Source organism: Streptomyces sp. NPDC088915 (genome assembly GCF_044749825.1).
Classification (GTDB): Bacteria; Actinomycetota; Actinomycetes; order Streptomycetales; family Streptomycetaceae; genus Streptomyces.
The window spans coordinates 186,686-205,354 of record NZ_JBIVIR010000017.1 but is presented as its reverse complement, the minus strand read 5'-3'; the positions used below and the strand labels follow the sequence as shown (position 1 = coordinate 205,354).

Sequence of the window (18,669 nt, the reverse complement as noted above, 5' to 3'; positions counted from 1 at the left end):
GCGGCCCCGGTACGCAGGTACCGGGGCCGCCCTTCTCGTACGCCCTCGTTACGGCCGGCGGGCCGAGGTCACGCGGTAGACGTCGTAGACGCCCTCCACGCCCCGCACGGCCTTCAGGACGTGGCCCAGGTGCTTCGGGTCGCCCATCTCGAAGGTGAAGCGGGAGGTGGCCACCCGGTCGCGGGAGGTCTGGACGGCCGCCGAGAGGATGTTGACGTGCTGGTCCGAGAGGACCCGGGTGACGTCGGACAGGAGCCGGGAGCGGTCCAGGGCCTCGACCTGGATGGCGACGAGGAAGACCGAGGACTGGGTCGGGGCCCACTCGACCTCCAGGATCCGCTCCGGCTCCCGGGACAGCGACTCGACGTTGACGCAGTCGCTGCGGTGGACCGACACCCCGCTGCCCCGGGTGACGAAGCCGATGATCGGGTCGCCGGGGACGGGGGTGCAGCAGCGGGCCAGCTTCACCCAGACGTCCTCGACGCCCTTGACGACGACGCCGGGGTCGGCGTTGGAGCGCCGTTTGGAGCGGCCGCGGGTGGGCGGCGCGGACTCGTCGATGTCCTCGGTGGCGGCCTCCTCGCCGCCGAGCGCCTGGACCAGCTTCTGCACGATGGACTGGGCGGTGACGTGGCCCTCGCCGATCGCCGCGTACAGCGAGGAGATGTCGCTGTAGCGCATCTCGTGGGCGAGGGTGACGAGGGAGTCGCCGGTGAGGATCCGCTGGATCGGCAGGTTCTGCTTGCGCATGGCCCGCGCGATGGCGTCCTTGCCCTGCTCGATGGCCTCGTCCCGGCGCTCCTTGGAGAACCAGGCGCGGATCTTGTTGCGGGCGCGGGGGGACTTGACGAAGCCGAGCCAGTCGCGGGAGGGGCCCGCGCCGGCGGCCTTGGAGGTGAAGACCTCGACCAGGTCGCCGTTGTCGAGGGTCGATTCGAGCGGGACGAGCCGCCCGTTGACCCGGGCCCCTATCGTGCGGTGGCCGACCTCGGTGTGGACCGCGTAGGAGAAGTCGACGGGGGTGGCTCCGGCGGGCAGGGCGATGACGTCGCCCTTGGGCGTGAAGACGAAGACCTCGTTGCGGGAGAGGTCGAAGCGCAGGGACTCCAGGAACTCGCCGGGGTCCTCGGTCTCCTTCTGCCAGTCGAGGAGCTGGCGCAGCCACGCCATGTCGTTGAGGTGGTCGTCCTTGCCGGTCTTCCTCGGCACGTCGGTGCGCACCTTGGAGGCTCCGGCGACGGCCTCCTGCTTGTACTTCCAGTGCGCGGCGATGCCGTACTCGGCGCGCCGGTGCATGTCGAAGGTGCGGATCTGGAGCTCGACGGGCTTGCCGTTGGGTCCGATGACCGTCGTGTGCAGCGACTGGTACATGTTGAACTTCGGCATCGCGATGTAGTCCTTGAACCGGCCGGGGACCGGGTTCCATCGCGCGTGGACGGTGCCGAGGGCCGCGTAGCAGTCGCGGACGGTGTCCACGAGGACGCGGATGCCGACCAGGTCGTAGATCTCCGCGAAGTCACGGCCGCGGACGATCATCTTCTGGTAGACGCTGTAGTAGTGCTTGGGCCGGCCGGTGACGGTGGCCTTGATGCGGGCGGCGCGCAGGTCGGTCTGGACCTCGTCGGTGACGACGGCCAGGTACTCGTCCCGCTTGGGGGCGCGCTCGGCGACGAGCCGGACGATCTCGTCGTACATCTTGGGGTAGAGGATCGCGAAGGCGAGGTCCTCCAGCTCCCACTTGATGGTGTTCATGCCCAGCCGGTGGGCCAGCGGGGCGTAGATCTCCAGGGTCTCGCGGGCCTTCTTCTCCTGCTTCTCCCGCTTGAGGTAGCGCATGGTGCGCATGTTGTGCAGGCGGTCGGCGAGCTTGATGACCAGGACGCGCGGGTCCTTGGCCATGGCGACGACCATCTTGCGGACGGTCTCGGCCTGGGCGGCCTCGCCGAACTTGACCTTGTCGAGCTTGGTGACGCCGTCGACGAGGAGCGCGACCTGGTCGCCGAAGTCCCGGCGCAGGGTGTCGAGGCCGTACTCGGTGTCCTCGACGGTGTCGTGCAGGAGTCCGGCCATCAGGGTCGCCGGGTCCATGCCGAGTTCGGCGAGGATGGTGGTGACGGCGAGCGGGTGGGTGATGTACGGGTCGCCGCTCTTGCGCTTCTGGCCGCGGTGCCAGCGCTCGGCGACCTGGTAGGCCCGCTCGATCTGGCGCAAAGTGGCCGTTTCGATCTTGGGATCGTTGGAGCGGACGATCCGCAGGAGCGGTTCGAGGACCGGGTTGTACGGGGAGGAGCGCTGCACGCCGAGGCGGGCGAGGCGGGCGCGGACGCGGTTGGACGAGCCGCCCGAGCGGGCGGGTGCGGCCGGCGCGGGGCGTGCGGACGAGGCGGGGGCGGGCGCCGGGGCCGGTGCGGCGGGCGCGGTCTCCGCGGGCTCGTTCTGGGGCGTGCCGGTCCCGGGCGCGGCCTTCTCGGCCTTCGGGTCGGGCTGCGCGGCGGAGAGTGGCTGGGCCTCGTCTGGCAAGAGCGCTCCTCTGGGGGTCCCCCCGGACGGACTCCGGGGAAGGTTCCGGGTCCCCCGGTCAGGCCCGGAACGGCCATGGTATCGACCCCGGACCCGCACTGCTCACGCGCCCGGGGAGTGAACGGATCCGGCCACGGACGCCCCCCGCCCCCGAGCGACCGAACCGGGACACTCCGGAAAACGACGGAGGCGCCCCGGGGATTCCCCGGAGCGCCTCCGTACGGGCCGGAGCCCGGTGTCAGACGGTGATCAGCGCCGTGAGCGGAGCGTCCTTCAGGGTCGGTTCCAGGCGGGCGCGGCCCGGCAGGAAGCCCAGTTCCATGAGGACGGCGACGCCCGCGACCTCGGCGCCCGCGCGGCGGACGAGCTCGATGGAGGCCTCGGCCGTGCCGCCGGTGGCGAGGACGTCGTCGATGATCATGACGCGGTCGCCCGCCGCCAGGTCCTCGGCGTGCACCTCGATCTCGGCGGTGCCGTACTCCAGCTCGTACGCCTGGCGGAGCGTGGCCCCGGGGAGCTTGCCGGCCTTGCGGACCGGGATGAAGCCCAGGCCCGCGCGGACGGCCACCGGGGCGGCCAGGATGAAGCCGCGGGCCTCCAGGCCGACGACCTTCGTCGCGCCGTGCGCGGAGCACAGCCCGGCGAGGGCGCCGGTGAGGGCCCCGAACGCCTCCGGGTCCGCGAGCAGCGGCGTGATGTCCTTGAACAGCACGCCCGGCTTCGGGTAGTCCGGTACGTCGCGGATGCGGCTGAGCAGGAGGCCGGTGACGTCCTGGGCGTCGGCGGTCATCCTCGGTGCTCCTGGGCGCGGCCCCGGCGGCCGGCCCGGGGACCGACGACGGCGGCGGCCTCGGAGCCGTCGGAGAACGCGTCCTCCGGCCCGTCGAGCGGCTCGCCCTTGGCGGCGGCGTTGGCCCGCTTGGCCAGGATGCGCTTCCTGAGGGCCTTGATCGACGGCTCGCGCTCCTTGAGGTCGGCGACGAGCGGGGTGGCGATGAAGATCGACGAGTACGCACCGGCCGCGAGGCCGACGAACAGCGACAGCGAGATGTCGTTGAGCATGCCGGCGCCGAGGACGCCGCCGCCGATGAAGAGCAGTCCGGCGACCGGAAGGAGCGCCACGACGGTGGTGTTGATCGAACGGACCAGGGTGCCGTTGATCGAGCGGTTGGCCATCTCGCTGTAGGTGAAGCGGGTCTGCTTCGTGATGTCCTTCGTCTGCTCCTTGAGCGAGTCGAAGACGACCACCGTGTCGTACAGCGAGTAACCGAGGATCGTCAGGAGGCCGATGACCGTGCCGACGGTGACCTCGAAGCCGACCAGGGAGTAGATGCCCACGGTGATGGTGAGGTCGTGGATGAGGGCGATGAGCGCCGCGACCGCCATTCTCCACTCGAAGGCGATGGCCAGGTAGATCACCACGAGGATCATGAAGACCCCGAGACCGGTCCAGGCCTTGTTGGCGATCTGCTCGCCCCAGCTGGGGCCGACCAGTTCGGCCGCGATCTTGTCCTCGGGGACGTTCAGGTCCTTGGCGAGCTCCGCGCGGACCTGGTCGGACTGCGCGGTGTCGAGGCCGCCGACCTGGATGCGCAGCGAGCCGTTGCCGAGCTGCTGGACGATCGCGTCGTGGCCGGAGGCCTCCTCCGCGTACTCCTGGGCCTGGCTGACGGAGACGTCCGACTTCGGGGTGGTGAAGACGGCGCCGCCCTGGAACTCGATGCCCATGTTGAGGCCGCGGACGGCCAGGGCGACGATGGCGGTGATGGTGATCAGGACGGACAGGCCGTACCAGATCTTGCGGTTGCCGATGAAGTCGTAGCCGACCTCACCGCGGTGGAGTCGGGCGCCGAGATCTCCGAGCTTCGACATCTCACGCCTCCTTCGGGTCGACAGGGCCGGCGGGGGCGGTGGTGCGGCGGGTGCGGCGCAGCGGCGGCTTGGCGCCGAGGCGCTTCGGGTCCAGGCCGGACCACGGGTGGCCGTTGCCGAAGAACGCGGTCCGCGCGAGCAGCGTCATGACCGGCTTGGTGAAGAGGAACACCACGACGATGTCGAGCAGGGTGGTCAGGCCGAGCGTGAACGCGAAGCCCTGGACCTTGCCGACGGTGACGATGAAGAGCACGGCCGCGGCCAGGAACGACACGAAGTCGGAGACCAGGATGGTGCGGCGGGCGCGCGGCCAGGCGCGCTCGACGGCCGGGCGGAGCGTGCGGCCCTCGCGGAGCTCGTCGCGGATGCGCTCGAAGTAGACGATGAACGAGTCCGCGGTGATGCCGATGGCGACGATGGCTCCGCAGACGGCCGGCAGGTTCAGCGCGAAGCCGATGGCCGGGCCGAGCAGTGCCATGATCACGTAGGTGAGGAGCGCGGAGACGCCGAGGCTGAGGATGGCGATCAGCGACAGGCCGCGGTAGTAGACGACCAGGTAGATGATGACGAGACCGAGACCGATGGCGCCGGCGATCAGACCGGCCTCCAGCTGGTCGCCGCCGAGCGCGGCGGTGACGGTGTCGACGCTCTGGGTCTGGAAGGTGAGCGGCAGGGCGCCGTAGGAGAGGATGTTGCCGAGGTCCTGGGCGGACTGCTGGTTGAAGCTGCCGGAGATCTGGGCGCTGGCGCTCAGCGTGGTCTGGACGCGGGGCGCGGAGACGACCTCGCCGTCCAGGACGATGGCGAACTGGTTCTGCGGCTCGCTCTGCTGCGAGAGCTTGCTGGTGATCGCCTGGAACTTCTTCGAACCGGCGCTCGTGAACTCCATGTCCACGATCCACTGGCCGGTCTGCTGGTCGAGCGCGGCCCCGGCGTCGTCGACGTCCTTGCCCTCGACCGCGGCCGGACCGAGGAGGTACTTCTCCCACTGGTCGATCGCGTTCTTGCCGCAGGCCACGGTGGGCTGGTCCGGCTTGACGCCCTGGCCGGCGGCGGTGCGCTGCTTGGGGTCGAGGCAGTTCAGGGCGGTGAACTTCTGCTCGAGCGCCGCGGTGGCGGGGTCGGGCGTGGGGGTCGCCTGCGGGGTTCCGGTGGCCTTCGGCGTCGCGGAGGACGAGGACGAGGCGCTGCCGGTGGGCGTCGGGCTCGGGGCCTTGAGGGCCTCGGTGAGCGCGCGGCCCCGGGTGGAGGCGGTGGCCGACGGAGTGGCCGACTTCTCGCCCGCGGTCGGAGCGGAGGCGGAGGCGGACGGCTTCGGCGAGGCCGAGGACGAACCGGTGGCCGTCGGGGCCGGCTCCGGCGCGGCGGCCGCGACGGCAAGGACGGGCCGGAAGTAGAGCTGGGCCGTGGTGCCGACCTGCTCCCGGGCCTGCTTCTCGTTCGTCCCGCGAGGGATGTTGACGATGATGTTCTCGCGGCCCTGCGTCTGGACCTCGGCCTCGGAGACACCCAGACCGTTGACGCGGCGCTCGATGATGCCGACCGCCGTGTTCATGTTGGTCTCGTTGACCGCCGACTCCTGGCCGGGGTCGGCCTTGGCCTTGAGCGTGATCGACGTGCCGCCGGCGAGGTCGATGCCGAGGCGCGGGGTGGTGTGCCCCGACCAGAACATGCCGCCGGTGAGCGCGACCATGGCGATCAGAATGAGTGCCAGGGCGCGGCCCGGCCGGCTCTGTCCCCCCGCCGGCCTTCGGCCCTTCTTCGGTGCTGCCACCTGTCGTATCTCCCTGTCCAACCGTCGCGCGACGGGTGTGTGCGCGACGGCCACGAAGTATGTGTGGGGACCATCCCCCGCAGACGTGGAACCGTTCGGGGACGCGCACGCCGGTGGGCGTGCGCGCGGTCCCCGGTCGCGATTACTTCGCGTCGGTCTCGCCGTCGGTCTTGCCGTCCTTCTCCCCCTCGGTCGCGGCCTCGGCCGCGTCCGACTTCTTCGTCAGGTCGGCCTTGGGCGCGTCCTCGGCCGTGACGTCGGTGGCGCCGGTCAGCGAGGAGGCGTCGTCCGGGACCACGGTCGCGGAGTCGGCGGCCTCGTCGCTGTCGTCGTCGCCGTGGACGATCCGGTTGTACTCGGAGTCCTCGAGGACCGCGCCGATCGCGTTCTTGGCGTAGACGGCGTGCACGCCCGGGGCGACCTCGAGGAGAACGGTCTCGTCGGAGATCTCCTTGACGGTGGCGTACATCCCCCCGATCGTGCGTACGCCGGTGCCGGGCTGCATCTCGTTGCGCATCTGCGCCGCCTGCTGCTGCTTCTTCTTGGCAGAGCGGGTCATCAGGAACATGGCCCCGATGAGGACGATGAAGGGGAGGAGGGTCACGATGCTCACGGGACGGGTTTCCTTCGCACGGTCGCGGAGAACCCGCGGCCTGATCTTCGGGGGTGGGCGCGCCGACCGGAAAGGGCGGCATCGGCGGAGTCTAGGCGAGTCCGCATCGCTGGAACAACGTCCAGCATCGCACCCCGGTTCCGGTCCGGGCGAGCATCCGCACCGTCACGCCCCGAAGAGCCCCTGTTGTCCCGTTCCCGTGCCGCTCCCCGCGCCGCCCGGGCCCGCTGCCTGCGGCGGAACGAGCCCGAGGTGGGTCCAGGCGGCGGGAGTGGCGACGCGACCACGGGGCGTACGGGCCAGCAGACCCTCGCGCACGAGGAAGGGTTCGGCGACCTCCTCGACGGTCTCGCGCTCCTCCCCGACCGCGACCGCGAGGGTGGAGAGGCCGACCGGTCCGCCGCCGAAGAGCTTGAGGAGGGCCTCCAGGACGGCGCGGTCGAGCCGGTCGAGGCCGCGGCTGTCGACCTCGTACACGCTGAGGGCGGCCTCGGAGATCTCCCGGGTGATGATCCCGTCCGCCTTGACCTGGGCGTAGTCGCGGACCCGGCGCAGCAGGCGGTTGGCGATGCGGGGGGTGCCGCGGGAGCGTCCGGCGATCTCGGCGGCGCCGGCCGGGTCGATCACGACGTCGAGGAGTCCGGCGGAGCGGTGGATGACGCGCTGGAGTTCGGACGGGTCGTAGAACTCCATGTGGGCGGTGAAGCCGAAGCGGTCGCGCAGCGGGGGCGGCAGGAGCCCGGCCCGGGTGGTGGCGCCGACGAGGGTGAAGGGCGGCAGTTCCAGCGGGATGGCGGTGGCGCCGGGGCCCTTGCCGACGATGACGTCGACGCGGAAGTCCTCCATCGCCATGTAGAGCATCTCCTCGGCGGGCCGGGACATGCGGTGGATCTCGTCGAGGAAGAGGATCTCGCCCTCCTGGAGGGAGGAGAGGATCGCGGCGAGGTCGCCGGCGTGCTGGATGGCGGGGCCGGAGGTGATGCGGATCGGGGCGTTCATCTCGGCCGCGATGATCATCGAGAGGGTGGTCTTGCCGAGGCCGGGGGCGCCGGAGAGCAGGACGTGGTCGGCGGTGGCGCCGCGCTGCCGGGCGGCCTTGAGGACCAGGTCGAGCTGCTGGCGGACCTTCTCCTGGCCGACGAACTCGCTGAGGTCCTTGGGGCGCAGGGCCGCCTCGACGGCCTGGTCGTCGCCCTCGGCGGCGGCGTCGACGATGCGCGCCTCGGCGTCGGGTGCCTCGGCGGTGGTGTCGTCGTCCCAGTTCACGGTGGATGCCTTCTCGTTCGTACGGCCCGGCCGGGCGGGGTCGGGGGTGGTCAGCGGGCGCGGTTGAGGGTCTGCAGGGCGGCCCGGAGGAGCTGCGGCACGGGGGCGGTGCCGGTCTCGGCGAGGGCGGCCTCGGCCTGCGGGGTGACGGCGTCGACGGCCTCCTCGGCCTCGCGGCTCGCGTAGCCGAGGCCGATGAGGGCGGCGGCGAGCTGCTCGGTCCACGGGGCGGGCCCGGAGGCGACGCGCTGCGCTCCGACGAGGCCGCTGCTGCCGAGGGGGGTGCCGAGCTTGTCCTTCAGTTCGAGGAGGAGCTTCTGCGCGCCCTTCTTCCCGATGCCGGGGACGGCCGTGAGGGCCTTCTCGTCCCCGGTGGAGACGGCGAGGCGCAGGGCGTCGGGGCTGTGCACGCCGAGCATGGCCTGGGCGAGGCGGGGGCCGACGCCGCTGGCGGTCTGGAGGAGCTCGAAGACCTGCCGCTCGTCGTCGTCGGCGAAGCCGTAGAGGGTGAGGGAGTCCTCGCGGACGACGAGGGAGGTGGCGAGCCGGGCCTCCTCGCCGATCCGCAGTCCGGCGATGGTGGCCGGGGTGCACTGGAGGGCCATGCCCACGCCGCCGACCTGGACGACGGCCGTGGTGGGGGCGAGGGCGGCGACCTGGCCGCTGACGAAGGCGATCATCGGGTTCGGCCTTTCACTGCGGACGCGTGCCGGGCGGCCGCTTCCTGGAGGCGGTTCTGGGCGGCGACGGCCTGCTGGAGACGGTTCTGGGCGGGGGCCCGCCAGATGTGGCAGATGGCGAGGGCGAGGGCGTCGGCGGCGTCGGCCGGCTTGGGCGGCTCGGCGAGCCGGAGCAGCCGGGTCACCATGGTCCCGACCTGGGCCTTGTCGGCGCGGCCGCTGCCGGTGACGGCGGCCTTGACCTCGCTGGGGGTGTGCAGGGCGACGGGGATGCCGCGGCGGGAGGCGCAGAGCATGGCGACGGCGCTGGCCTGGGCGGTGCCCATCACCGTCCGTACGTTGTGCTGGCTGAACACCCGCTCCACGGCGACGAGTTCGGGCGAGAAGCGGTCGATCCACTCCTCTATGCCCCGCTCGATGCCGACCAGGCGCATGCCGATGTCGGCGTCCGCGGGCGTCCGCACCACGCCGACGCCGAGCATGGTCAGGGGCCGTCCGGCGACGCCCTCGACGACGCCGACGCCGCACCGGGTGAGCCCGGGGTCCACTCCGAGTACGCGCACGTCGCCCCCTCTCTTCGATCTCCTGTTTGAGCAGGCTATCGGCTGGCACCGACAACGCAGCGGGCCGACGGGAGCGTGTCCCCGTCGGCCCGCTGCGGAAAGCAGGTGTCAGGCGTCGACCTTCGCCATGACCTCGTCGCTGACGTCGAAGTTGGCGAAGACGTTCTGCACGTCGTCGCTGTCCTCCAGCGCGTCGATCAGCTTGAACATCTTGCGCGCGCCCTCCTCGTCCAGCTCGACCTGCATGGTCGGGACGAAGCTGGAGTCGGCGGAGTCGTAGTCGATGCCGGCCTCCTGGAGCGCGGTGCGGACCGCGACCAGGTCGGTGGCCTCGCTGACGACCTCGAAGGACTCGCCGAGGTCGTTGACCTCCTCGGCGCCCGCGTCGAGGACCGCGCCCAGGACGTCGTCCTCGGTCAGCTCACCCTTGGGGAGCACGACGACGCCCTTGCGGTTGAACAGGTACGAGACGGAGCCCGGGTCGGCCATGGAGCCGCCGTTGCGGGTCATGGCCACGCGCACGTCGGAGGCGGCGCGGTTGCGGTTGTCGGTGAGGCACTCGATGAGCACCGCGACGCCGTTCGGGCCGTAGCCCTCGTACATGATCGTGGCGTAGTCGACGCCGCCGGCCTCGAGACCACCGCCGCGCTTGACCGCGGAGTCGATGTTCTTGTTGGGGACCGAGCTCTTCTTCGCCTTCTGGATGGCGTCGAAGAGGGTCGGGTTGCCCTCGGGGTCGGCGCCGCCCGTGCGGGCCGCGACCTCGATGTTCTTGATCAGCTTCGCGAAGAGCTTGCCGCGCTTGGCGTCGATCACGGCCTTCTTGTGCTTCGTCGTAGCCCATTTAGAGTGGCCGGACATCTGCCTGTCTCCTTCGCGTAACCCTTTTCCGAACGAACCCCAGAGATCCTACCGGGATCGGATCAGCCCGCCGCGCGCACCATGTCGACGAACAGGGCGTGGAGGCGGTGGTCGCCGGTGAGTTCGGGGTGGAACGAGGTCGCGAGCGCCCGGCCCTGCCGTACGGCGACGACGTGTCCCCCGTGCTCGGCGAGGACCTCGACGTCCGCGCCGACCGACTCCACCCAGGGGGCCCGGATGAAGACGCCCTCGACGGGGCCGTCCTCGATGCCCGCGACGGTGACGCCGGCCTCGAAGGACTCGTTCTGCCGGCCGAAGGCGTTGCGGCGGACGATCATGTCGATGCCGCCGAAGGTCTCCTGGCCCGAGCGCGGGTCGAGGATCTTGTCGGCGAGCATGATCAGGCCGGCGCAGGTGCCGTAGACCGGCAGGCCGGCGGCGATGCGCTCGCGCAGCGGCTCCATGAGGCCGAAGAGCGCGGCCAGCTTGGAGATGGTGGTGGACTCACCACCGGGGATGACCAGGCCGTCGACCTCGGCGAGCTCCTCGGGGCGCCTCACCGGCCTGGCCACGGCGTCCGCCGCGGCCAGGGCGATCAGGTGCTCCCGTACGTCGCCCTGGAGGGCCAGGACACCTATCACGGGAGTGCTGCTCATCGGTGCTTACCAGCCCCGGTTGGCGTAGCGCTCGGCCTCGGGGAGGGTGTCGCAGTTGATGCCGACCATGGCCTCGCCCAGGTTGCGGGAGGCGTCCGCGATGACCTTCGGGTCGTCGTAGAAGGTGGTGGCCTTCACGATGGCGGCGGCGCGCTTGGCCGGGTCGCCCGACTTGAAGATGCCGGAGCCGACGAAGACGCCCTCGGCGCCGAGCTGGCGCATGAGCGCGGCGTCGGCGGGGGTGGCGACGCCACCGGCGGAGAAGAGGACGACCGGCAGCTTGCCGAGCTCGGAGACCTCCTTGACGAGCTCGTACGGGGCGCGCAGCTCCTTGGCGGCGGCGAACAGCTCGTTGTTGTCGAAGCCGCGCAGCTTGGCGATCTCGTTCTTGATCTGGCGCAGGTGGCGGACGGCCTCGACGACGTTGCCGGTGCCGGCCTCGCCCTTGGAGCGGATCATGGCCGCGCCCTCGGCGATGCGGCGCAGGGCCTCGCCCAGGTTGGTGGCGCCACAGACGAAGGGGGTGGTGAAGGCCCACTTGTCGGAGTGGTTGACCTCGTCGGCCGGGGTGAGGACCTCGGACTCGTCGATGTAGTCGACGCCGAGGGACTGCAGGACCTGGGCCTCGACGAAGTGGCCGATGCGGGACTTGGCCATCACCGGGATGGAGACCGCGCCGATGATCTCCTCGATCATGTTCGGGTCGGACATGCGGGCCACGCCGCCGTCCTTGCGGATGTCCGCGGGGACCCGCTCCAGGGCCATGACGGCCACGGCGCCGGCGTCCTCGGCGATCTTCGCCTGCTCGGCGTTGACCACGTCCATGATCACGCCGCCCTTGAGCTGCTCGGCCATGCCGCGCTTCACGCGCGCGGTGCCGGTCTCGGGGGACGAGGAGGGGGTGGAAGGCGTGGTGGACACGGATACCTCACTGGTGACAACGGGGGTTGACGACAGACACGAGGAAACAGTCCACCTGCGGGCCACGGCAAGGGCCAATGTGGACCCGGTGGCTCGTTTTCGCAGGTCGAAAGGATCAAGCCGGGCGATCGGCAAGGGCCACCGGCGGCTCGTCGTCCATTTCGAAGGCCAGCGGGAAGGGGGCGTGGCCCGCGAGCCGGAGCCAGCGGACCGTGCGGTGGCGGCGCAGGGCGCGGGCGGCCCGTACGGCGTCGTTGTGGAAGCGGCGGGCCATCGGCACCCGGCGCACGGCCTGCGCGAGCTCCCCCGCGGCCTCCTCGCCGCCGGGGGCCTCCCGTACGAGCTCCATCTGCTCGGGCTCGCCGAAGACGGCCCGCAGCGCCTGGCTGAGCTCGCTCTCGGCGACCTCCCGCTGGTCCTCCTCGGCCTGCCGGGCGGCGTGCGCGGCCTCGTACAGGACGATCGAGGCGGCCGGGTCGAGGACTCCGGAGGTGGCCAGCTCCTGGGTGACCGAGGCCCGGCGCAGCAACTGCGCGTCCAGGGCCGCGCGCGCGGCGTCGATGCGCGAGTGCAGCCGGTCGAGCCGCCCGGCGGTCCAGCTCAGGTAGACGCCGATGACGATCAGCGCGACGACGGTCCAGATCAGGGTTTCGGTCACGGGCGCACAGGCTACCGGGGCGGTGGCAGCACGCCTTCCCAAAGGGCGTGGTCGTGGGCGAACAGGACACGGGCCGGGCGGCCGGCGGCCAGTTCGGCGAGCCGGTCGAGCCAGGGGCGGTACGGGACGCCGAACTCGCCCGCGAAGTCGTACGCCTGGCCCGCGAGGACGGTCACGCGGTCACCGTGGTCGAGGAGGAGCGACTGGTGCCCCTCGGTGTGGCCGGGCGTGGGCACGACGAGGACGCCGGGCGCGATCTCGTGCTCGCCGTCCAGTTCCTCGTACCGGACGCCGGGCAGGAGCGAGTCGATGGTGTGCCCGCCGGCCCGGGCGAGGGCGAGTTCGGTGCGCTGGACGAGGACGGGGGTGCCGGGGAAGCGCTGGTTGCCGCCGATGTGGTCGAAGTGCAGGTGGCAGTTGACGACGGCGTCCACGTCCCCGGGGCGGACGGTGAGCGGTTTGCGGACCGGCCGGTAGTGGGCGTCGGTCTCGGGGGAGCCGGTGCCCATGCCGGTGTCGAGGAGGAGTGCCCCGCGCGCGTGCCGCACGAGGTAGCCGAAGACGGGCTCCACGCGCGCGTGGGGCCCGCCCCACTCCTCGGCGGGGCGGGTGAAGTGCCCGAGGTCGAGCCGGTGCACGGTGATCGGGTTCATCGCCCCAGCCTGCGGCGCGGGGCCCGGCGGGCGGGGGGTTTCAGCCGGAGGCGTACGGCTCCGGCCGCCGTCCGTGCCGTACGGGCGGACACGGGCGGTCAGGCCCCCTACGACTACAACTACAGCCCCAGCCGGGCCCGCAGGCCGCCCACCCGCTCGTCCGTGTCCACGGCCGCCGCGCCGTCCGTGACGGTCTCGTAGACGGCGAGGACGTCCGCGCCGACGGTGGACCAGTCGAAGCGGCGGACGTGGGCCGAGCCGCGGGTGCTCAGCTCCTTGCGGCGCTCCTCGTCGCCCAGGAGGCGGATCGCCGCGTCCGCGAGGGCGTCGGCGTCCTCGTTGGCGAAGAGTTCGCCCGCGCCGCCCTGGTCGAGGACCTGCGCGAAGGCGTCCAGGTCGGCGGCGAGCACGGGCGCGCCGGCCGACATCGCCTCGACGAGGATGATGCCGAAGCTCTCGCCGCCGGTGTTGGGCGCCACGTACACGTCGACGCTGCGCAGCAGCCGCGCCTTGTCCTCGTCGCTGACCATGCCGAGGAACTCCACCCGGGAGCGCATCCCGGGCGGCAGCGAGGCCACCGCCTCCTCCTCGTCGCCGCGCCCGGCGACCAGGAGCCGCGCCCCGGGCCGCTCGGTGAGGACGCGGGGCAGGGCCTTCATGAGGACGGGCAGGCCCTTGCGGGGCTCGTCGATCCGGCCGATGAAGCCGAGGGTCTCGCCCTGCCACTCCTCCTTCGGCTCGGCGCGGGCGAAGAAGTCCACGTCGACGCCGTTGGGGATGACGACGGCGTCGCCGCCGAGGTGCTCGACGAGCGTGCGCCGCGCGTACTCGCTCACGGCGATCCGCGCGCTGATCTTCTCCAGGGCGGGCTGGAGGATCGGGTACGCGGCGATCATCGCCCGCGAGCGCGGGTTCGAGGTGTGGAAGGTGGCCACGATCGGCCCCTGCGCCGCCCAGCAGGTGAGCAGCCCGAGCGACGGCGAGGTCGGCTCGTGGATGTGGACGACGTCGAAGGCGTTGTCGTGCAGCCAGCGGCGCACCCGCGCGGCCGACAGGAAGCCGAAGTTGAGCCGGGCCACCGAGCCGTTGTACGGCACGGGGACGGCCCGCCCGGCCGAGACCACGTACGGCGGCAGCGGGGTCTCGTCGTCGGCCGGGGCCAGGACGGAGACCTCGTGGCCGAGCCGGATCAGGTGCTCGGCGAGGTCGCGGATGTGGAACTGGACGCCGCCCGGCACGTCCCAGGAGTACGGGCAGACGATCCCGATCCTCACGCCGCCCCGCCCTCTCTCCGCTCCGGGGTCCTCTCGTCGGGGCCCTGCCCCGCCGCGCCCCGCTCTTCCGGAATCCGCTTCTCCGGGACCCGCTCGCCGGGGTCCCGCCCCGCCGCGCCCCGCTCCTCCGAGACCCGCGCGCCGGGCCCCTGCTCCTCCGCGCCCCGCTCCTCCAAATCCGCGAGCCACAGCCGTTGCAGCATGTGCCAGTCCTCCGGGTGGTCCGCGATGCCCTCGGCGAAGGCGTCGGCGAGGGCCTGGGTCATGACGGCCGTCTTCTCCGCCCGCGTACCCTCCCCGGGCACCTCCACCGGCGGGTGGACCCGGCCCTTCATGACCGGCGTGTCGTCGTACCAGAGCGTCACCGGCAGCAGCAGGGCGCCCGTCTGCTGGGCGAGTATCGCCGGGCCGGCCGGCATCCGCGCGGTGTCCCCGAAGAACGTGACCTCGGTGCCGGAGGCCGACAGGTCCCGGTCCGCGACCAGGCAGACCAGGCCGCCGGCCCGCAGCCGCCGCGCCAGCCTGCCGAAGGCGGAGCCGCCGGTGTGCGGCACGACCTCCATGCCCAGGGACTCGCGGTAGGCGACGAACCGGTCGTACAGCGACTCCGGTTCGAGCCGCTCGGCGACCGTGGTGAACGGCAGGCCGAGCACGCGGGTCGCCCACACGCCCGCGAGGTCCCAGTTGGCCAGGTGCGGCAGTGCCAGGACGACGCCGCGCCCGGAGGCGAGGCTCTCCTTCAGACGGTGGATGTCCTTGATGTCCACCCCGCGCTCGACCCGTTCCTTGCTCCAGGCCGGCAGCCGGAAGGACTCCATCCAGTACCGCATGTACGAGCGCATGCCGGCCCTCGACAGCTCGGCGAGCCGCTCGGGCGTGGCGTCCGGCACCACGCGCGCGAGGTTGGACTCCAGGCGCAGGACGCCCTTGCCGCGCCGCTTCCACGCGAGGTCGGCGATCCGCCGGCCGAGGCCCGCGGCCACCGGCTCGGGCAGCTTCTTCACGGTCGCCCAGCCCAGGCCGTACAGGCCGTCGCTGAGCCGGTCCTTGAGGTCGCTCACGACGCCGCCCCGCTCCCCCCGGCCGCGGCGGCGTCCGCCTCGGCCGACTCCCGCCGTACGGTGACCACCCGCTGGCCCAGGGTGACCGCGCTGCCGACGGCCACGATCCACAGCGCGATCGGCAGCAGCACCTGGATGCCGGGGACGCCGAAGGCGTGCAGCCCGGCCAGGCCGGCGGCGACGAGCGAGATGACGAGCCGCTCGGCGCGCTCGACCAGGCCGTTGACGGCGACCGGCAGGCCGATCGACTCGCCGCGGGCCTTGGTGTACGAGACGACCTGGCCGCTCGCCAGGCAGAAGATCGCCACGGCGCACATCACGTTGTCGTCGCCCTTGCCCGCGTACCAGAGCGCGAAGCCGCCGAAGATCGCGCCGTCCGCGACCCGGTCGAGCGTCGAGTCGAGGAAGGCGCCCCAGCGGCTGGAGATCCCCGCCTGCCGGGCCATGTTGCCGTCGACGAGGTCGGAGAAGACGAACAGGGTGATGACGATCGTGCCCCAGAAGAACTCGCCGCGGGGGAAGAAGACCAGCGCACCGGCCATCACCCCCGCCGTGCCGATGAGCGTGACCGCGTCGGGGCTGACGCCCCTGCGGAGCAGAAACGCGGCGAACGGTGTGAGGACACGCGTGAAAAAGGCACGCGCGTACTTGTTCAGCATGGCCTTCCCGAGGTTCGGTGGGCCGCGCGGCCCCTGCGACCACCGGCCCGCCCATCGTAGTCACGCGCGCCCCCGGCTACCGGCGGGTACCCGCCCCGCCGCGTCGGCGTCCCCCTCGGGCCTGCCCGGCCGTGATCCGCCGGAGGGGCCCCGGGGCCCGGCGGACTCCGCGTACCGGACGCGCGCCGCGCCCCGCGCGGATGGCCGCGCCCCGGTGTCGGTGCCAAGCTCGAAGGACCACCGCAAGGCACCGCGGGCACCGCGGAAGCCGCACCACCGCGACACACCACTCCCCTGCGCCCGCGTCCCGCCGCACCGTGCGAGCAGTCGGGAGGAACACGTCATGGGTGACAGGGCGAAGACACCCGCCGGGGCCGCCGGCAGGGCTCCGACGGCCGACCGGCCCTCGGACATACGGAACGTGGTGCTGGTCGGCCACAGCGGATCGGGCAAGACGACGCTCGTCGAGGCCCTCGCGCAGACCGCGGGCGCGCTCAACCGGGCCGGACGCGTCGAGGACGGCGGCACGGTCTCGGACCACGACGAGATCGAGCAGCGCCGCCACCGCTCCGTCCAGCTCTCGCTCGTCCCGGTCGGCTGGGACGGACACAAGATCAATCTGATCGACACCCCCGGGTACGCCGATTTCGTCGGGGAGCTGAGGGCCGGTCTGCGCGCGGCGGACGCGGCCCTCTTCGTCGTCTCGGCCGCCCAGGAGGCCGACGCCGTCGCCGCCTCCACGCGCGCGATCTGGGAGGAGTGCGCCGCCGTCGGCATGCCCCGCGCCATCGTCGTCACCCACCTCGACACCGCCCGCACCGGCTTCACGGAGCTGACCGAGGTCTGCGCCGGGCTCTTCGGCCGCGACGACCCGGACGCCGTCCTCCCCCTCTACCTGCCGGTGCACGGCCCCGAGGGCGCCGACGGGCACGCGCCCGCGACCGGCCTGGTCGGCCTGCTCACGGAGCGGATCCTCGACTACTCGACGGGGGTGCGGCGGGAGGAACCGCCCGACGAGGGCCGGCGGGAGCAGGTCGCGCAGGCCCGCGCCCGGCTCATCGAGGGGATCATCGCCGAGAGCGAGGACGAGACCCTCATGGACCGCTACCTCGGCGGCGAGCCGATCGCCCCGGAGATCCTCGTCGAGGACCTGGAGAAGGCCGTCGCCCGGGGCGCCTTCCACCCGGTCCTCGCGGCCGCCCCCGCCGCCGAGGGCGGCACCCAGGGCCTCGGCACCGTCGAACTCCTGGAGCTGGTCACCCGCGGCTTCCCCTCCCCCCTGGAGCACGGGCCGCGCGCCGTCACCACCCCCGACGGGCGGCCCCGGCCCCCGGTCGTCTGCGACCCCGACGGGCCCCTGGTGGCCGAGGTCGTCAAGACCGCCGCCGACCCCTACGTGGGCCGGATCTCCCTGGTCCGGGTCTTCTCCGGCACCCTGCGCCCCGACGAGACCGTCCACGTCTGCGGCCACGGCCTCACGGACGCGCACGGGACGGAACCGGGCGCGGAGCCCGACGGGCGGGGTCCCCGTGAGCGGGACCTCCACGAGGCCGACGACCGGATCGGCGGGCTCACCTCCCCCTTCGGCAAGCAGCAGCGCCCCGTGGCGCACTGCGTCGCCGGGGACCTCGCCTGCGTCGCCCGCCTCGGGCACGCGGAGACCGGCGACACCGTCTCCGCCAAGGACGACCCGCTCCTGATGGAGCCGTGGACCCTGCCCGAACCCCTGCTGCCGCTCGCCGTGCGGGCCCACGGCAAGGCCGACGAGGACCGGCTCTCCCAGGGCCTCGCCCGGCTGGTCGCCGAGGACCCGGCCCTGCGGCTCGAACAGAACCCGGACACCCGGCAGATGGTCCTGTGGTGCCTGGGCGAGGCCCACCAGGACGTCGCCCTGGAACGCCTCCGCGAGCGCCACGGCGTGCGGGTCGACGCCGTGCCGTACGAGGTGGCGCTGCGCGAGACCTTCGGCGGCGCCTCCTCGGGCCGGGGCCGGCACGTCAAGCAGTCCGGCGGCCACGGCCAGTACGCCATCTGCGAGATCGACGTGGAGCCGCTGCCGCCGGGCAGCGGCGTCGAGTTCGTCGACAAGGTGGTCGGCGGCGCGGTCCCCCGCCCCTTCGTCACCTCCGTCGAGAAGGGCGTGCGGGCCCAGGCCGCGCGCGGGATCGCCACCGGCCATCCGCTCGTCGACGTCCGGGTCACCCTGCGCGACGGCAAGGCCCACTCCGTCGACTCCTCCGACGCCGCCTTCCAGACGGCCGGCGCCCTCGCGCTGCGCGAGGCGGCCGCCGACGTCCCCGTCCGCCTCCTGGAACCGGTGGACGAGATCGGGGTCCTCGTCCCCGACGAGTACGTCGGCCCGGTCATGAGCGACCTGTCGGGGCGGCGCGGCCGCGTCGTCGGCACCGACCGGGCGGGCCCGGGGCGGACCCTCGTGCGGGCCGAGGTGCCGGAGACCGAGATCGTGCGGTACGCGGTCGACCTGAGGTCCGTGTCGCACGGCACCGGCCGGTTCGACCGCACGTACGCCCGGCACGAGCCGATGCCGCCCCACCTGGCGGAGAAGGTCCGGCAAGAGGCCGGAAGAAGCTCCTAGTTGACGGCCCGACGGCCGAAGCCGCCCGTTCCGCGGTCGCGG

17 protein-coding genes are annotated in these 18,669 nt (G+C 72.6%); 1 reads left to right on the top strand and 16 read right to left on the bottom strand.

Features of this window, described 5'->3' with window-relative positions; genetic code table 11:
- Positions 1 to 48: 48 nt before the first annotated feature.
- The 16 genes from ACIP5O_RS28735 to pgsA all read right to left on the bottom strand — a co-directional run bounded on the left by ACIP5O_RS28735 (position 49) and on the right by pgsA (position 16,031).
- On the bottom strand, positions 49 to 2,520 hold the full coding sequence (locus ACIP5O_RS28735; protein WP_401298193.1) for a RelA/SpoT family protein: 2,472 nt from the start codon (positions 2,518 to 2,520) through the stop codon (positions 49 to 51).
- A 238-nt stretch (positions 2,521 to 2,758) separates the two neighbouring features.
- Entirely contained in the window at positions 2,759 to 3,310 is a 552-nt protein-coding gene (locus ACIP5O_RS28730) for an adenine phosphoribosyltransferase (RefSeq protein WP_401298192.1), read from the bottom strand.
- Positions 3,307 to 4,392 carry a protein translocase subunit SecF gene (gene secF, locus ACIP5O_RS28725; protein ID WP_356548998.1) on the bottom strand — a complete coding sequence of 362 codons (1,086 nt, stop codon included), beginning with the start codon at positions 4,390 to 4,392 and terminating at the stop codon, positions 3,307 to 3,309. The genes ACIP5O_RS28730 and secF overlap by 4 nt, the downstream gene beginning before the upstream one ends.
- A gap of 1 nt (position 4,393) precedes the next feature.
- The gene (secD, locus tag ACIP5O_RS28720) at positions 4,394 to 6,166 is read right to left on the bottom strand and encodes a protein translocase subunit SecD (protein WP_401298188.1); all 1,773 of its coding nucleotides are present in this window, start codon (positions 6,164 to 6,166) and stop codon (positions 4,394 to 4,396) included.
- A gap of 142 nt (positions 6,167 to 6,308) precedes the next feature.
- Positions 6,309 to 6,779 (bottom strand): preprotein translocase subunit YajC, encoded by a 471-nt coding sequence (gene yajC / locus ACIP5O_RS28715; protein ID WP_401298185.1) that lies wholly within the window; start codon positions 6,777 to 6,779, stop codon positions 6,309 to 6,311.
- A 165-nt stretch (positions 6,780 to 6,944) separates the two neighbouring features.
- On the bottom strand, positions 6,945 to 8,045 hold the full coding sequence (ruvB, locus tag ACIP5O_RS28710; protein WP_356549001.1) for a Holliday junction branch migration DNA helicase RuvB: 1,101 nt from the start codon (positions 8,043 to 8,045) through the stop codon (positions 6,945 to 6,947).
- 50 nt (positions 8,046 to 8,095) lie between these two features.
- Positions 8,096 to 8,725, bottom strand: a complete 630-nt coding sequence (ruvA, locus tag ACIP5O_RS28705; RefSeq protein ID WP_365539909.1) for a Holliday junction branch migration protein RuvA — start codon at positions 8,723 to 8,725, stop codon at positions 8,096 to 8,098.
- A complete protein-coding gene (gene ruvC, locus ACIP5O_RS28700) occupies positions 8,722 to 9,288 on the bottom strand; it encodes a crossover junction endodeoxyribonuclease RuvC (RefSeq protein ID WP_125659616.1) in 567 nt (188 codons plus the stop codon). The genes ruvA and ruvC overlap by 4 nt, the downstream gene beginning before the upstream one ends.
- A 108-nt stretch (positions 9,289 to 9,396) precedes the next feature.
- Positions 9,397 to 10,149 carry a YebC/PmpR family DNA-binding transcriptional regulator gene (locus tag ACIP5O_RS28695; protein ID WP_383440429.1) on the bottom strand — a complete coding sequence of 251 codons (753 nt, stop codon included), beginning with the start codon at positions 10,147 to 10,149 and terminating at the stop codon, positions 9,397 to 9,399.
- Positions 10,150 to 10,211: 62 nt separating this feature from the next.
- Positions 10,212 to 10,805 carry a pyridoxal 5'-phosphate synthase glutaminase subunit PdxT gene (gene pdxT / locus ACIP5O_RS28690; protein WP_125659609.1) on the bottom strand — a complete coding sequence of 198 codons (594 nt, stop codon included), beginning with the start codon at positions 10,803 to 10,805 and terminating at the stop codon, positions 10,212 to 10,214.
- Positions 10,806 to 10,811: 6 nt separating this feature from the next.
- Positions 10,812 to 11,726 (bottom strand): pyridoxal 5'-phosphate synthase lyase subunit PdxS, encoded by a 915-nt coding sequence (gene pdxS, locus ACIP5O_RS28685; protein ID WP_356549004.1) that lies wholly within the window; start codon positions 11,724 to 11,726, stop codon positions 10,812 to 10,814.
- Between the two features lie 115 nt (positions 11,727 to 11,841).
- The gene (locus ACIP5O_RS28680) at positions 11,842 to 12,384 is read right to left on the bottom strand and encodes a hypothetical protein (protein ID WP_125659606.1); all 543 of its coding nucleotides are present in this window, start codon (positions 12,382 to 12,384) and stop codon (positions 11,842 to 11,844) included.
- A gap of 11 nt (positions 12,385 to 12,395) precedes the next feature.
- Positions 12,396 to 13,037, bottom strand: coding sequence for an N-acyl homoserine lactonase family protein (locus ACIP5O_RS28675; protein WP_401298178.1), 642 nt, complete (start codon positions 13,035 to 13,037; stop codon positions 12,396 to 12,398).
- Between the two features lie 119 nt (positions 13,038 to 13,156).
- Positions 13,157 to 14,311 (bottom strand): glycosyltransferase family 4 protein, encoded by a 1,155-nt coding sequence (locus ACIP5O_RS28670; RefSeq protein ID WP_401298176.1) that lies wholly within the window; start codon positions 14,309 to 14,311, stop codon positions 13,157 to 13,159.
- Positions 14,308 to 15,372, bottom strand: coding sequence for a phosphatidylinositol mannoside acyltransferase (locus tag ACIP5O_RS28665; protein WP_401298173.1), 1,065 nt, complete (start codon positions 15,370 to 15,372; stop codon positions 14,308 to 14,310). The genes ACIP5O_RS28670 and ACIP5O_RS28665 overlap by 4 nt, the downstream gene beginning before the upstream one ends.
- Positions 15,369 to 16,031 (bottom strand): phosphatidylinositol phosphate synthase, encoded by a 663-nt coding sequence (pgsA, locus tag ACIP5O_RS28660; protein WP_401298170.1) that lies wholly within the window; start codon positions 16,029 to 16,031, stop codon positions 15,369 to 15,371. Before pgsA ends, ACIP5O_RS28665 begins: the two co-directional genes overlap by 4 nt.
- Positions 16,032 to 16,374: 343 nt before the next feature.
- Between pgsA and ACIP5O_RS28655 the strand changes: the two genes are divergently transcribed.
- The gene (locus tag ACIP5O_RS28655) at positions 16,375 to 18,627 is read left to right on the top strand and encodes an elongation factor G-like protein EF-G2 (protein WP_401298167.1); all 2,253 of its coding nucleotides are present in this window, start codon (positions 16,375 to 16,377) and stop codon (positions 18,625 to 18,627) included.
- Positions 18,628 to 18,669: the final 42 nt, after the last annotated feature.

Coding starts and splice junctions, on each gene's coding strand:
- ACIP5O_RS28695 (WP_383440429.1), bottom strand. CDS start 10,149: ATGTCCGGCCACTCTAAATGGGCTACGACGAAGCACAAGAAGGCCGTG.
- ACIP5O_RS28655 (WP_401298167.1), top strand. CDS start 16,375: ATGGGTGACAGGGCGAAGACACCCGCCGGGGCCGCCGGCAGGGCTCCG.
- pgsA (WP_401298170.1), bottom strand. CDS start 16,031: ATGCTGAACAAGTACGCGCGTGCCTTTTTCACGCGTGTCCTCACACCG.
- ACIP5O_RS28675 (WP_401298178.1), bottom strand. CDS start 13,037: ATGAACCCGATCACCGTGCACCGGCTCGACCTCGGGCACTTCACCCGC.
- ACIP5O_RS28730 (WP_401298192.1), bottom strand. CDS start 3,310: ATGACCGCCGACGCCCAGGACGTCACCGGCCTCCTGCTCAGCCGCATC.
- ruvA (WP_365539909.1), bottom strand. CDS start 8,725: ATGATCGCCTTCGTCAGCGGCCAGGTCGCCGCCCTCGCCCCCACCACG.
- pdxT (WP_125659609.1), bottom strand. CDS start 10,805: ATGAGCAGCACTCCCGTGATAGGTGTCCTGGCCCTCCAGGGCGACGTA.
- secF (WP_356548998.1), bottom strand. CDS start 4,392: ATGTCGAAGCTCGGAGATCTCGGCGCCCGACTCCACCGCGGTGAGGTC.